The organism is Paraburkholderia haematera, from assembly GCF_905220975.1.
GTDB classification, from domain to species: domain Bacteria; phylum Pseudomonadota; class Gammaproteobacteria; order Burkholderiales; family Burkholderiaceae; genus Paraburkholderia; species Paraburkholderia haematera.
This window is the reverse complement of sequence record NZ_CAJNBK010000038.1, coordinates 31275-45430: the sequence shown is the minus strand read 5'-3', so window position 1 is coordinate 45430 and position 14156 is coordinate 31275. Positions and strand designations below refer to the sequence as shown.

Here is a 14156-nt window from a genome sequence, read left to right as displayed (position 1 = left end):
TTTCTGCGGGCTCGAGGCACTCTAGGCAGACGAGCTGACTGTCCATGTGGCGACAACTGATCGGGTCGACGCCACAGGAGGGAATATACAAGTAGGCAAAAGAAAGCGGCTTAAACCGCCAGCTTATAAGCGGGTCCCCTGGCTTGGAGGGGGTAGTGGTGCATCTGGAATCTGTGTCCTCGCACCTTCGGCCCTGGTGACAAGGCCGTCATACTTCCGGCGGCGCTGCGCGCGCCGACGCGTATTTCATAGAACCATCTGTTCGTTTCGCGCGAGCTTCACTCGACGCCGCGGCTCGCCCTTGCATCCCAACATTCCTGCAATGTGGCAGCGCTTCATTCGAAGTGCGAATTCACACCTGCACGCGCTGACGCAACCATTCTTCCACTCGGCGTACTGAGCGGCACTTCCCACAGATCTATTTTTCGGCCCCTCGCCAAGCCGAAGCCGGCGTCTCCCACCGAACTCGGCCGCCCCCTGATTTCCCGTGCAGACCCGTCTTCGCTGAGGCGTAGCCGATGGCCTCCGCCACGTCCAAGCGAAGCCCCGCGTTTCCGATGAGCTCTTCCGGCGAGCGCGTAGTGCGAGGCGGGAAGCATGACTGCTTTGTCACTGACGCTGAATGTGCGAGAACACAGATTCCAGATGCACCACTACCCCCTCCAAGCCAGGGGACCCGCTTAAGAATTAGCGGTGTGAGCCGCTTTCTCTTGCTTACTTCTCTTTGCGGCAGGCAAAGAGAAGTGAGTGCCGCCCCGCACAGGGGCGACGCTAATAAACCAATAACAAAACAAGGAAAGGCCAACACCGTAGGCAAACAGACGAACAAACGCTGCGCAGGCAACCAAATCAAGAAAAGTCCAACGCCGAAGGAAAACAGCCCAAAACCGCCGAGCAGGCCAAATTCCCGCCCATAAGGTCCAACTACTTTGTCGTCGTCAACTCCGCCGATCAGCGACGTTCAGAACGAAACTGAAACCACCTGTAGCGAACAGCCCCAAACCCCAGCGCCGCAGGCAAAAACCCAGACCAAGCCCCCGATGCAAAGCACGAAATAAACCGCTAATCTCGACCCCTTACGCCTTCCCAAGGCCGCGCGCAGCGCAAAGAACAACCCGCAGCCCGAATGAAGTGGCCCTAAAAAAGCCAGCCGTGCAACGGCAAAAAAGCACCCCGGAGTACCCTCTTGGAAAAGTCAGCATCCCCTGAAGACTGGATCACCCGCAGCCTGCGTGCCGTCTGGCACCCCTGCACCCAGATGAAGCACCACGAGCGCCTGCCCCTCGTGCCGGTCGCGCGCGGTCAAGGCGCGTGGCTCTACGATCGCGCGAACAACCGGTATCTGGACGCGATCAGCTCCTGGTGGGTCAACCTGTTCGGCCACGCCAACCCCCGCATCAACGCTGCACTGAAAGACCAGCTCGACACGCTTGAACACGCCATGCTCGCCGGCTGCACGCACGAACCGGCCATCGAACTCGCGGAGCGCCTCAGCGCGCTCACCGGCAACACGCTCGGTCACGCATTCTTCGCGTCCGATGGCGCATCGGCCGTCGAAATCGCGCTGAAGATGAGCTTCCACTCGTGGCGCAATCGCGGCTTCGCCGACAAGCAGGAATTCGTTTGTGTCGCCAACAGCTATCACGGTGAAACCGTCGGCGCGCTCGGTGTCACCGATGTCGCGCTCTTCAAGGACGCCTACGATCCGCTGATCCGCAACGCGCACGTCGTCGCGTCGCCCGACGCACGCCTCGCGCAAGACGGCGAAACAGCAGCCGACGTCGCGCGCCGCGCACTCGATCACGTTCGCTCGTTGTTCGAAGCACGCGCCGCGAAAATCTCCGCGCTGATCGTGGAGCCGCTGGTGCAATGCGCCGCCGGCATGGCAATGCACGACCCGTCGTACATCGCCGGATTGCGCACGCTGTGCGATCAGTACGGCGTGCACCTGATCGCCGATGAAATCGCCGTCGGCTGCGGACGCACAGGCACCTTCTTCGCATGCGAACAAGCCGGTATCTGGCCTGACTTCCTGTGTCTGTCGAAAGGCATCAGCGGCGGCTATCTGCCGCTCTCGATCGTGCTGTCGCGCGATGAAATTTTCGAAGCCTTCTATCACGACGATACCGCGCGCGGCTTCCTGCACTCGCATTCGTACACGGGCAATCCGCTCGCGTGCCGCGCGGCGCTCGCCACGCTCGACCTCTTCGCCGCCGACAACGTGCTCGCCGTCAACGCGCAGAAATCCGCGAAGCTGAAAGCCGCGCTCGCGCCGCTCGCCGAACACAAGCAGGTGCGCAATCTGCGTCAGTGCGGCACGATCTTCGCGTTCGACGCAGTGATCGACGACGCTCAGCAGGCCAAAACATTCTCGCGCCGCTTCTTCGAAAACGCATTGCAGCGTGAACTGCTGCTGCGTCCGATCTCGACAACGGTGTACCTGATGCCCCCCTACATTCTCGACGACGAAGAAATCGCGCTGCTCGCCTCGCGCACGCGCGAAACCTTCGAAGCAACGCTCGCGGAGGCCCCCTAATGCACCTGCTCGACACCCTCACCGAAGGCCTCAAGGACATCGACGCGCGCGGTCTGCGCCGTCGTCGTCGCATTGCCGATACGCCCTGCGCCGCGCACATGACGGTCGACGGCCGCGCCATCATCGGCTTCGCCAGTAACGACTATCTCGGTCTCGCCGCGCATCCGCAACTGATCGCAGCAATCGCCGAAGGCGCACAGCGCTATGGCGCGGGCAGCGGCGGTTCGCATCTGCTCGGCGGCCACTCGCGCGCGCACGCGCAGCTGGAAGACGATCTGGCCGAATTCGCCGGCGGCTTCGTCGACAATGCGCGTGCCCTGTACTTCAGCACCGGCTACATGGCGAATCTCGCAACGCTCACCGCGCTCGCGGGCCGCGGCACGACGCTCTTCTCCGACGCACTGAATCACGCCTCGCTGATCGACGGCGCGCGCCTGTCGCGTGCCGACGTGCAGATCTATCCGCACTGCGATACGGATGCCTTGAGCGCGATGCTCGACGCGTCGAATGCCGACGTCAAAGTCATCGTCTCCGATACCGTGTTCAGCATGGACGGCGATATCGCCCCCCTCACACGCTTGCTCGCACTCGCGGAACAGCATGGCGCATGGCTGATCGTCGACGACGCGCACGGTTTCGGCGTGCTCGGTCCGCAAGGCCGCGGCGCGATCGCCGAGGCCGCATTGCGCTCGCCGAATCTGATTTCGATCGGCACGCTCGGTAAAGCGGCAGGGGTATCGGGCGCATTCGTCGTTGCGCATGAGACCGTGATCGAGTGGCTCGTGCAGCGCGCCCGCCCGTATATCTTCACGACCGCGTCGGTGCCCGCTGCTGCGCATGCGGTGTCGGCGAGTCTGCGCATCATCGGTGGCGAAGAAGGTGACGCGCGCCGCGTTCATCTCCAGCAACTGATCGAACGCACGCGCGCCATGCTTAAAGCCACGCCGTGGCTGCCGGTCGATTCGCACACCGCCGTGCAGCCGCTCATCATCGGCGCGAACGAGGCCACGCTCGATATCGCGGCCACGCTAGATCGAGCGGGTCTCTGGGTGCCGGCGATCCGTCCGCCGACCGTGCCCACCGGTACGTCGCGACTGCGCATTTCGCTTTCCGCCGCGCATTCTCAGGCGGATCTGGATCGGCTCGAAGCCGGCTTGCAGCAACTCGGGGCGAAGGCGGCATGAGTCACTCGAGTCAAAACGCCCTATCGCTATTCGTCACCGGCACCGATACGGAAATCGGCAAGACGTTCGTGTCCGCGGCACTCCTGCGCGGTTTCGTTCGCGAAGGCCTGCAAGCCGCCGCGATGAAACCGATCGCAGCGGGTGCGTTCGAAGTGAACGGCGTATTGCATAACGAAGACGCGGATCAACTCGACGCCGCGTCGAGCGTGCTGCTGCCGCCCGCAATTCGCACGCCGTATCTGCTGAAAGAACCCGCCGCGCCGCATATCGCCGCCGCGCTGGAAAACGTCGCATTCGATATCGACCACATCGTCGATTGTCATGCGCGCGCTTTGCAGCAAGCGGAGATCGTCGTGGTCGAAGGTGTTGGCGGCTTTCGCGTGCCGCTGACCGCTACGCAGGACACCGCCGATCTCGCCGTCGCGCTGAAACTGCCGGTCGTACTGGTGGTCGGCATGCGCCTCGGTTGCATCAGCCATGCGTTGCTCACCGCCGAGGCGATCGCCGCACGTGGGCTGACGCTTGCCGGCTGGGTGGCGAATCGCGTCGATCCTGACATGACGTTCCCCGACGAAAACATCGCGTCGATTCGCGAGCATCTGGCGCGCGAACACGACGCGCCCCTGCTCGGCATCGTGCCGCATTTGAGCCCGGCTTCGCCCGAGCTCGCGGCGGATCAACTCGACATCAACCGGCTCTTGCAGACGCTGCGCCACGCGCAGCGCTGAAAACCCATTACATCTATCCATCCATAAGGATTGACGACATGACACAACTGAACATCGCTCCGGGCGCAGCCGACACGGCCACCTCGAACCACAATGCCAACAACGCCGCAGCAGGCGACAAGCCGGTGGCCAAGTGGCGCGTCGCCGACATCGTCGCGCTGTACGAACTGCCGTTCAACGACCTGATGTTCCGCGCGCAGCAAACCCATCGCGAACACTTTGACGCCAACACCGTGCAACTGTCGACCCTGCTGTCGATCAAGACCGGCGGCTGCGAAGAGGATTGCGCGTACTGTCCGCAGTCGGTGCATCACGATACGGGCCTCCAGGCCGACAAGCTGATGCCGGTCGATGAAGTATTGGCCGCCGCCAAGGTCGCCAAGGACAACGGCGCAACGCGCTTCTGCATGGGCGCGGCATGGCGCAATCCGAAGGACCGCCACCTCGAACCGATCAAGGACATGATTCGCGGCGTGAAGGCAATGGGCCTCGAAACCTGCGTGACGCTCGGCATGCTGGAAACGCACCAGGCACAGGGTCTGCGCGAAGCGGGCCTCGACTACTACAACCACAACCTCGATACGTCGCCGGAGTTCTACGGTCAGATCATTTCGACGCGCACGTATCAGGACCGTCTCGACACGCTGGAACGCGTGCGCGATGCGGGCATCAACGTGTGCTGCGGCGGGATTGTCGGTTTGGGCGAATCGCGCCGCGAGCGCGCCGGCCTGATCGCCCAACTGGCGAACATGGAGCCGTATCCGGAATCGGTGCCGATCAACAACCTGGTGCAAGTGGAAGGCACGCCGCTGACCGGCACCGAAGCCATCGATCCGTTCGAATTCGTTCGTACGATTGCGATTGCCCGCATCACGATGCCGCGCGCAATGGTGCGTCTGTCGGCAGGCCGCGAGCAGATGAACGAAGCGTTGCAGGCCATGTGCTTTCTCGCCGGCGCGAACTCGATTTTCTACGGCGACCAGTTGCTGACCACCAGCAACCCGCAAGCCGAAGCGGATCGCAAGCTGCTCGAACGCCTCGGTATTCGCGCGGAAGCGGCGCAGCAGATGCCGCTGGATCAGAGCGGCTGCGAGCATGAGTGCGCACATGATCACAACGCGCACGCAGCGCCGAATTAAGCTGCGTACGAAGCGCGATTGATAATTCGCGCGCAATAAAAAAGGCCACTTCGTCTCCGAGGTGGCCTTTCTAATTTCAGGCAACGATTTACTTCTTGTCGACGATGATGTGATCGAACGTCCTGCCGTCAGAAAAATGCGTTTGCTGCGCTTTCTGCCAGCTACCGAACATCTCTTCGACGGTAAAAGTCTTGATCGGCCTGAACCCGGCCGCGTGCTTCGCGAGCACGTTTTTGTCACGCGGACGCAGGTGGTGTTGCGTAACGATTTCCTACGCGGCGGGCGACCACAGATAGTCGAGGCACACCCGCGCCTCCTTGCGCGTGCCGCGCTGGTCGACCACCTTGTCGACGCTCGACACCCCAACCCCGGACTCAACACTCAAATTCATCCAGACTCACTCAAACGACCGCGTGCTGCGCAACCTCGAAGGCCTCCTCGCGAAAGCGCAGCGGCGCCGCGCAATGCACCAATGTGTCGACGAAATACTTGGCACGCGGCCACGGGCCGAATCCCGCCGCGGTGTTGATGTGTCCCGCGTCGCCAAGATTGACGAACGCGCTGCCGAAACGCTGCGCGAGGTCGCGCGAACCGGCGAGCGGCATCCACGGGTCGGTTTCGCTGCCGATCAGGATCGACGGCACGCCGAGACGCCGCGCGTCGAACCGCCCGGCGAAGGTGAATTTCTCGGGGCTCGCCGGCGCGACGAACAGGACGCCGACCACGTCGTTCGCATACGACGCCTGCTGCAACGCATACGCAGTCGCGAGGCAACCGAAGCTGTGAGCGGCCAGCACGAACGGCCCACGTTCGCGCGCGAGCAGATCGCGCAACGACTTCGCCCAGACAGCGACGTCCGGCGCGTCCCAGTCGGCCTGTTCGACGCGCAACGAGCGCGCGAATTGCCGTTCGAGCCATGTTTGCCAGTGCGCGCCCTCGCTGCCGTGCAGGCCGGGAACGGTGACGAGCCGCGGCGGCCATGTCGATGTGGTGCATGAAAGCATGTCAGTCCCTCGCTGCCGGAATCCGGAAGGTGATTGTCCCGCCGGGCGCCGCAAGGGCGAACCAAGTTTTTGTGCTTTGTTTATGGGGCAAATGCACGGCCAGGCCGCGTCGCCCAGCCCAACCGTCGCCGTCGTCCGCGGTTCGATGCAAGCCACGCCAGGCAGCAAGGTCGAGCCAGCGGCTCAAGCAAAAACCGCACGCCCGTGCGCAAACGCGCGCGATTCGCGTCGAAAAAGTAGAATGAAGCCTATCCATAAAAGGAGGAGCCCCCATGCCGCAAGCGTCGTCTGAAGCGCCGCGGGCGTTGCAGCCGCTCTACCGGGCCTTTCCCGCCATCAGACTCGACAACGCATGCGCCTTCCGGACCGTATGAAAATCCTCTTCTACATGCCGCATGCCGACGCCGCCGCGTGGCTTCACGATTTCGCCCGCGCGCTGCCGGAAGCGGAACTGCGCGAATGGCAGACGGGCGATACCGCCCCGGCCGATTTCGCGGTCGTGTGGCGGCCGCCGCGTGAGATGCTGGCCGGCCGCGACGATCTGCGCGCGATCTTCAATCTTGGCGCGGGTGTGGATGCGATCCTCGCGCTCGAACACGAGCACCCCGGTACGCTGCCGCGCAATGCCCCGTTGATCCGGCTCGAAGACACCGGCATGGCGCCGCAAATGGCCGAGTACGTGACGCATGCGGTGCTGCGCTACCTGCGCCGTTTCGACGAATACCAGACGCTGCAAAGCGAGCGCCGCTGGCAGGTGCTCGAACCGCATCCGCGCGAAACTTTCACGGTCGGCGTGCTCGGCCTCGGCGTACTCGGCGCGCAGGTCGCGCAAACGGTCGCGTCGTTCGGTATGCCGGTGCGCGGCTATAGTCGCAGTGCGCGGCAAATCGACGGCATCACGGCCTTCGCCGGTGAAACGCAGTTCGACGCATTTCTCGACGGCGTGAAAGTGCTGGTGAATCTGCTGCCGCATACGCCGGATACGGGCGACGTGCTGAACAAGCGCACCTTTTCCAGGCTCGCGAAAGGCGCGTATCTGATCAACGTGGCACGTGGCGGACATCTGGTCGAACAGGATCTGCTCGAAGCGCTCGCAAGCGGGCAGCTCGCCGCCGCGACGCTGGACGTGTTCCGCGAAGAACCGTTGCCGCCGGATCATCCGTTCTGGCAGGAGCCGCGCATCACGATTACGCCGCACATGTCCGCGCTGACTTTGCGCGAAGAGAGCGTCGCGCAAGTCGCGCGGAAAATGGCGGCGCTGATGCGCGGCGAAGGGGTGAGCGGCGTGGTCGACGTTGAGCGTGGATACTGAGCGTGGAAACGAAGCGTGGATACTAAGCGCTGAAACTGACACACCGATCGAACACGGGTTTCGAGTATCCCGGAATCCAACTGAAGGAGCGCCGCCACGCGCGCGCTCATTGCATGGGACCGAAGTAATGCGCTAAAGCGCAAACTCCGGTCGACGGCTTTGCATGGGACCGGAGTAATGCGCTAAAGCGCAAACTCCGGTCGACACAGGAGAGACATCATGGCCTTGCCCCAACGCGTCAAAATCGTCGAAGTCGGTCCGCGTGACGGACTGCAAAACGAGAAAGACTTCGTCCCCACCGCGATCAAGATCGAACTGATCAACCGCTTGTCGGCAGCGGGCTTTCGCAACGTCGAAGCGGCGTCGTTCGTGTCGCCGAAATGGGTGCCGCAGATGGCCGACGGCGCCGACGTGATGGCCGGCATCGAGCGCCGGGCGGGCACGGTCTACTCGGTGCTGACGCCGAACCTGCACGGTTTCGAAGGCGCGCTCGCCGCGCGCGCGGACGAGATCGTGATCTTCGGCGCGGCCAGCGAAGCGTTCTCGCAGAAGAACATCAATTGCAGCATCGCGGAAAGCATCGATCGATTCGCACCGGTCGCGCAGGCAGCGAAGGAACACGGCTTGCGCATTCGCGGCAGCGTGTCGTGTGCGCTCGGGTGTCCGTATCAAGGCGACGTGCCGGTCGCGTCGGTGGTCGATGTAGTCGAACGTTTCGCGGCGCTCGGCTGCGACGAGATCGATATTGCGGATACGATCGGCGTCGGCACACCGAAGCGCACACAAGAAGTGTTCGAGGCGGTCACCCGGGTGTTCCCGCGTGAACGTCTGTCGGGACACTTCCACGACACCTATGGACAGGCGCTCGCGAACATCTACGCCGCGTTGCAGGAAGGCATCGAGATCTATCACGCCTCAGTGGCGGGGCTCGGCGGCTGCCCGTATGCAAAGGGCGCAACCGGTAACATCGCGACCGAAGACGTGCTGTATCTGATGAACGGCCTTGGCATCGAGACCGGCATCGACCTCGCGCAAGTCGTTGCGATCGGCGATTTCATTTCGACGTCGATCGGCAAGCCGAATGTCTCGCGTGCCGGCAAAGCGTTGCTTGCCAAAGCGCGCAGCGAACAGGCCAACTGCGTTTGACGCTTGCAACCCGTTGCAATCCGTTGCAACCCATTCAGGACATAGAACGATGACGGACCACGCTTCTCTCGAATCCGACGATCTCGCCGCATTACCCGACTCCGCACGCCGCGTCGCACAGTTGTTGCGCGAGCGCGGCCACGCAGGCCGGATCGTGATGCTGCCGGAAACCGGCAAGACGTCCGCCGAAGCCGCCGCCGGCCTCGGCTGTTCAGTGGCGCAGATCGCCAAGTCGATCCTGTTTCGCCGCCGCGAAGACGACGCACCGGTGCTGGTAGTCGCGAGCGGTGCGAATCGGGTCGACGAAAAGAAGGTCGCGGCGCAAGTCGGCGCAATCGGCCGCGCGGATGCGAAGTTCGTCCGCGAGAAAACCGGCTATGCGATCGGCGGTGTGTGTCCGATCGGCCACGCCACGGAACCGGTCACGCTGATCGATGCCGATCTGCTGGAACTCGACAGCCTGTGGGCCGCCGCGGGTCATCCGCATGCCGTGTTCAATCTGACGGCGCAGGAACTGATTGCGTTGACGGGCGCGCCGGTGATCGACGTGGCGCTGCGCGAGCCGGCGTGAAGCGATGACAGCGGGCATCGATAACGAAGACGACGAGCCTGCCGTGCCGTCGCCGTGCATCAGCGTGTGCAGAATGGACGCCTCGACCGGTTGGTGCGAAGGCTGCTTACGCACCCTCGACGAAATCGCCGGCTGGTCCCTGTTCGACGACGACGCGAAACGCGCCGTCTGGGACGCGATCGAGGCGCGTCACGCCGAGTTCATGGCAAAGCAGGCAAAGGTGCGGCGATGAACGCCGCGCCACGCATCGTGACGCTCGGCGAGACGTTCAGCTCGACGCTCGAACTATCGGCGCAATCGGTGAAATCGTTCGCCACGCTCGTCAACGACCTCAACCCGCTGCATCACGACGAGGCCTACGCCGCGCAAAGCCGCTTTGGCGGCTTGATCGCGTCCGGCACGCAGCCCACCGCGCATTTCATGGCGCTGCTGGCCACGCATTTCTCCACCTACGCGCAACCGCTCGGACTCGAGTTCGATATCAAGCTGAAGAAAGCCGTCCACGCGAACGATACGCTGACGATCACCTGGCGCGTGCGCGACGCTTTCTGGAAGCCGAGTCTGAATGGCGATCTGACGCATCTCGAAGGGAGCGTGGTGAATCAGCGCGGCGACATCGTGTTGATCGGCACGTCGACGATTCTGGTAATGCCGAAACCTGAGGCATCGGCGGATTCAGGCGCGGGCGAAAACTCGGAAACGCGCGCACCATGATCAAGCTACCGGAATCGATCCGAGTCTTCGAACGCGGCTGGCTTTCGTCCAACAACGTGCTACTGGTCGACGACGCCTGTGCCGCGCTCGTCGATACGGGTTACGCGACGCACGCGCCGCAAACCGTCGCGCTGGTGAAGCAAACACTCGGCGCGCGGCCGCTCGATCTGATCGTCAACACCCATCTGCATTCGGATCACTGCGGCGGCAACGCGCTTTTGCAGTCGACATGGCCATGCCGTACTGCAATTCCCGCATCCGAAGCCGACGCGGTGCGCAACTGGGACGCAACCCGTCTGACGTTTCGCGCCACCGGACAAAGCTGCGAGCGCTTCACCTTCACCGAAACGATCGCGCCCGGCGCGCAACGGCGGCTCGGCGCGCTCGACTGGCAAGTGCTCGGCGCACCTGGCCACGATCCGCATTCGCTGATGCTGTATTGCGCGGACGAACGCATCCTGATCAGCGCGGACGCGCTGTGGGAAAACGGCTTTGGCGTGATCTTTCCCGAGCTGGAAGGTGAAAGCGGTTTCGCCGAAGAACAGGCCGTTCTCGAAGCCATCGCGAAGCTCGACGTGCGGCTCGTGATCCCCGGCCATGGCGCACCCTTCACGAATGTCGAGCAGGCGCTTGAGCGGGCATTTTCACGCGTCGCGTGGCTACGCGCCGATCCGGCGCGCAATGCGAAAAATGCGTTGAAGGTGTTGATCGTGTTCAAGCTGCTCGAAGTTCGCGCGATGAGCTTCGACACCTTGCTGCGGATGCTCGAGGATGCCGCCGTGATGCGCGCTGCCGCAGCCATGCTCAAGCCGCGTGACGAATGGTCCACGTTGGTGCACACGATCGTCGAGGAACTGGCGGCCAGAAACGGGCCATTGGAAATCGACGGCGAGCGCATTGTCGCGCGTCAGGCGTGATGCGGGCGGTGTAGGCGGCCGCGCGGCGGAAGATAAGCGATACACGCACTGAGCGGCACGCATTTGGCGGCAAGCCGCATACAACGCGCAAAACACCAGAACCGTCGCCACAAAAAGAAAGCCGCTCGACCATCAAGGCGAGCGGCGGAAATTCTGTCGGACGTGATCAGCGTCGGTATGAATGATACGCGTGCCGGTTTTTTGACCGCATCGGTGATTTCCCTACAGAAGCTTGACGCCGCCTTTTAAACGCGCATACAGACCCTGCTACGAAGCTCCGTAGTCTGGCGGCCTGGGCGTGATTGGTCCGTCTATATGAACAATGCCGCGCGCGGGTTACTCCGGAATCCGTACTATCGCCGCGCAATGCACCGGCACCGCCGTCATTTCATCAGGTCGAGGACAGACGTTTCTGCGGCACGATGCGCCAGCCGAGATTCACGCCTGCCGCTGCCAGCAGGATCAGCACCGCACCGAGCACCTGAATCCATGCGAGCGTCTGTCCGAACGCGACCCGGTCGACAATGATCGCCACCACCGGATAGATGAACGACAACGCACCGGTCATGGAAGTCGGCAGCTTCTGGATCGCGCCGTAGAGCAGCACATACATGAGCCCCGTATTGACGACACCGAGCACGATCAATTCAAGCCACTGCACGCCGGTAGCCGGCAGCGCATCGAAGCGCACAAACGGCGCGAGCATCACGACGCCGAGCGACACCTGGATCAGCGCGATCAGATGCGGTGGCGTGCCCTTCAGACGCTTCGTGATGATCGACGAGACCGCATACATTGCCGCCGCGCCCACGGCATAGGCAACACCGGTCAGATACTGGCCCGGCACCGCCAACACCGCCGGCTCGACCTTCACCACGAACACGAGACCAATGAACGCGATCACCAGCCAGGCCACCGTCGACGCGCTGATGCGCTCGCGAAACACCAAGGCGCCGAGCGCGACCAGCATGAACGGCTGGGTGTTGTACACGGCGGTGGCCATGGAGATCGAAGCGCGTGAATAGGCCGCGAACAGCAAAACCCAGTTGATGACGATCGCCGCGCCGCCGAGCAGGGCGAGGCCGAGCATCTTCCACGAAAAGAGCCTGCGCCTGAACAGGCCGAGCACGGCGCATACGAGCGCCAGCGTCGCACCGCCGAAAATGCAGCGAAAGAACACCACATTGAACGGGCTCTGCTGCGACGACACCACCAGCCAGCCGATGGTGCCCGACATCAGCATGGCCATGGTCATTTCCGCCGCACCGCGGCGAATCTCATTTGACGCCATGATTCGTTCCTCGAATGGATTCCTGCATGAGAAGCAGTGTAATTAATCCGATCACCCGAATACATGGCTAAAATTAAGTCTTGCCCGGACGAGACCTAATAATCGAAGGCCATCATGACTAAACGCCTTGCTCCCGCCACACCCGCGACACTCGACGAAACCGACCGCGCGCTGCTCGCCGCGCTGGCTGCGGACGCCCGCCAGCCGGTCAGCGAACTGGCACGTCTGGTTGGCCTTTCGGCGCCGAGTACGGCCGAACGCGTGCGAAGGCTCGAAGCGCAGGGCGTGATCGAGCGCTTCACCGTGCAGATCGATCCACGGGCGCTCGGCTTCACGTTACAGGCCATCGTGCGCGTGAAGCCCTTGCCCGGACAATTGCATCTGGTGGAAGACGTGATCCGGCGGATCCCGGAATTTGTCGAATGCGACAAGGTAACGGGCGACGACTGTTTCATCTGCCGCCTCTATCTGCATTCGATCGAGCAGCTCGACGAGATTCTGTCGAAAGTCACCGAGCGCGCGGAGACCAGCACCGCGATCGTCAAGTCGACGCCGGTCGCGCGCCGCTTGCCGCCACTAGGCTGAGCGAGGCGTGCGTCGGCGCGGCCACGTCACCTGGCGCACGCTCGACTGGTGGCCGCATTGCGTATGAACAAAACTGCTTACTGTTCGACCGCTTCGAAAAACGACAGCATCTCCGCGATCAGTTCGTCTGACGCCTCTTCAGGAATGTAATGCCCGCACGGCAATGAACGTCCGCTCACGTCCCGCGCGACGTGACGCCATTCCTCCAGCGCGTCGAAGCACTTCTCGATCACCCCCTGGTCGCCCCACAGCACACGCAGCGGACAGCCGATCTTGTGGCCGCGCTCGATGTCGGCCCGGTCGTGCTCGAGGTCGATGCTTGCCGACGCACGGTAGTCCTCGCACATCGCATGGACGGCGCCGGGTTGCGCCAGCGCGCTGCGATAGGCGTCAAGCGCTTCGGGCGCGAACGGCGCCAGCCCCGCGTGACGGCTCCCCATCACCGAGTCGACATACGCGGCCGGGTTCGCGCCGATCAGCGTCTCCGGCAGCGGCTCCGGCTGGATCAGGAAGAACCAGTGGAAGTAATACGTCGCGAAGGCGCGGTCAGTCGCTTCGTACATCGCGAGCGTTGGGGCGATGTCGAGCAGCATCAAACGTTCGACGGCGTCCGGATGATCGAGCGCCATCCGGTGCGCGACCCGCGCGCCGCGATCATGCGCGCACACGAGGAATCGTTCGAAGCCGAAGTGGCGCATCACGGCGACCTGATCGGCCGCCATCGCGCGTTTGGAATACGGCGTGTGCTCGGCGTCGCTCGGTGGTTTGCCTGAGGCGCCGTAGCCGCGCAAGTCGGTGGCGATGACGGTGAAGTGCTCCGCCAATTGCGCTGCGCAGCGCTGCCAGATCAGATGCGACTGCGGGTGACCATGCAACAAAAGCAAAGGCGGCCCTGCCCCGCCCTTCACTCCGAAAATATCGACGTCGCCCACGGCAACGCGAAAGGGCGTGAAATCCTCGAAGGCCATAGCGGGTCTCTTGTCGTTTGGGAGTCAAAGCATTGTAGGAGCGCAATGTGTCGACGCGGGG

At 63.1% G+C, this 14156-nt stretch carries 14 protein-coding genes and 1 pseudogene; 11 read left to right on the top strand and 4 right to left on the bottom strand.

Features of this window, described 5'->3' with window-relative positions:
* Positions 1 to 1186 precede the first annotated feature (1186 nt).
* From bioA to bioB, 4 genes are read left to right on the top strand one after another with little or no spacing between them, the layout of a single operon-like run.
* On the top strand, positions 1187 to 2536 hold the full coding sequence (gene bioA / locus KHO23_RS32790; protein WP_211616970.1) for an adenosylmethionine--8-amino-7-oxononanoate transaminase: 1350 nt from the start codon (positions 1187 to 1189) through the stop codon (positions 2534 to 2536).
* Positions 2536 to 3720, top strand: a complete 1185-nt coding sequence (gene bioF / locus KHO23_RS32785; RefSeq protein WP_211616968.1) for an 8-amino-7-oxononanoate synthase — start codon at positions 2536 to 2538, stop codon at positions 3718 to 3720. Before bioA ends, bioF begins: the two co-directional genes overlap by 1 nt.
* On the top strand, positions 3717 to 4448 hold the full coding sequence (bioD, locus tag KHO23_RS32780) for a dethiobiotin synthase (RefSeq protein WP_211616966.1): 732 nt from the start codon (positions 3717 to 3719) through the stop codon (positions 4446 to 4448). Before bioF ends, bioD begins: the two co-directional genes overlap by 4 nt.
* Positions 4449 to 4486: 38 nt before the next feature.
* Positions 4487 to 5587 (top strand): biotin synthase BioB, encoded by a 1101-nt coding sequence (bioB, locus tag KHO23_RS32775; RefSeq protein ID WP_211616964.1) that lies wholly within the window; start codon positions 4487 to 4489, stop codon positions 5585 to 5587.
* Positions 5588 to 5675: 88 nt separating this feature from the next.
* Here the strand turns inward: bioB and KHO23_RS32770 are convergent.
* Positions 5676 to 5948 (bottom strand): annotated as a pseudogene (locus tag KHO23_RS32770) (sulfate ABC transporter substrate-binding protein); the annotation flags it as partial.
* A gap of 40 nt (positions 5949 to 5988) precedes the next feature.
* The gene (locus KHO23_RS32765) at positions 5989 to 6591 is read right to left on the bottom strand and encodes an RBBP9/YdeN family alpha/beta hydrolase (RefSeq protein ID WP_211616962.1); all 603 of its coding nucleotides are present in this window, start codon (positions 6589 to 6591) and stop codon (positions 5989 to 5991) included.
* Positions 6592 to 6961: 370 nt separating this feature from the next.
* On the opposite strand from KHO23_RS32765, the gene KHO23_RS32760 reads away from it, so the two are divergent.
* The 6 genes from KHO23_RS32760 (at position 6962) to KHO23_RS32735 (ending at position 11251) form a co-directional block, all read left to right on the top strand.
* Complete coding sequence (locus KHO23_RS32760; protein ID WP_211616960.1) at positions 6962 to 7903, top strand: 2-hydroxyacid dehydrogenase; 942 nt, start codon at positions 6962 to 6964, stop codon at positions 7901 to 7903.
* 219 nt (positions 7904 to 8122) lie between these two features.
* Complete coding sequence (locus tag KHO23_RS32755) at positions 8123 to 9049, top strand: hydroxymethylglutaryl-CoA lyase (protein ID WP_211616958.1); 927 nt, start codon at positions 8123 to 8125, stop codon at positions 9047 to 9049.
* Between the two features lie 49 nt (positions 9050 to 9098).
* Positions 9099 to 9620, top strand: a complete 522-nt coding sequence (locus tag KHO23_RS32750) for a YbaK/EbsC family protein (protein WP_211616956.1) — start codon at positions 9099 to 9101, stop codon at positions 9618 to 9620.
* A gap of 4 nt (positions 9621 to 9624) precedes the next feature.
* Positions 9625 to 9852 carry a DUF1289 domain-containing protein gene (locus KHO23_RS32745; protein ID WP_211616954.1) on the top strand — a complete coding sequence of 76 codons (228 nt, stop codon included), beginning with the start codon at positions 9625 to 9627 and terminating at the stop codon, positions 9850 to 9852.
* Positions 9849 to 10334 carry a MaoC family dehydratase gene (locus KHO23_RS32740; protein WP_211616952.1) on the top strand — a complete coding sequence of 162 codons (486 nt, stop codon included), beginning with the start codon at positions 9849 to 9851 and terminating at the stop codon, positions 10332 to 10334. The genes KHO23_RS32745 and KHO23_RS32740 overlap by 4 nt, the downstream gene beginning before the upstream one ends.
* A complete protein-coding gene (locus tag KHO23_RS32735; RefSeq protein ID WP_211616950.1) occupies positions 10331 to 11251 on the top strand; it encodes an MBL fold metallo-hydrolase in 921 nt (306 codons plus the stop codon). Before KHO23_RS32740 ends, KHO23_RS32735 begins: the two co-directional genes overlap by 4 nt.
* Positions 11252 to 11642: 391 nt before the next feature.
* Here KHO23_RS32735 and KHO23_RS32730 read toward each other — a convergent pair whose 3' ends face one another.
* The gene (locus KHO23_RS32730; RefSeq protein ID WP_211616948.1) at positions 11643 to 12542 is read right to left on the bottom strand and encodes a DMT family transporter; all 900 of its coding nucleotides are present in this window, start codon (positions 12540 to 12542) and stop codon (positions 11643 to 11645) included.
* Positions 12543 to 12656: 114 nt separating this feature from the next.
* On the opposite strand from KHO23_RS32730, the gene KHO23_RS32725 reads away from it, so the two are divergent.
* Positions 12657 to 13127: an Lrp/AsnC family transcriptional regulator gene (locus KHO23_RS32725; RefSeq protein ID WP_154558826.1), complete on the top strand. Its 471-nt coding sequence runs from the start codon at positions 12657 to 12659 to the stop codon at positions 13125 to 13127.
* Between the two features lie 77 nt (positions 13128 to 13204).
* On the opposite strand, the gene KHO23_RS32720 is transcribed toward KHO23_RS32725, so the two are convergent.
* A complete protein-coding gene (locus KHO23_RS32720) occupies positions 13205 to 14095 on the bottom strand; it encodes an alpha/beta fold hydrolase (protein ID WP_211616946.1) in 891 nt (296 codons plus the stop codon).
* Positions 14096 to 14156 lie beyond the last annotated feature (61 nt).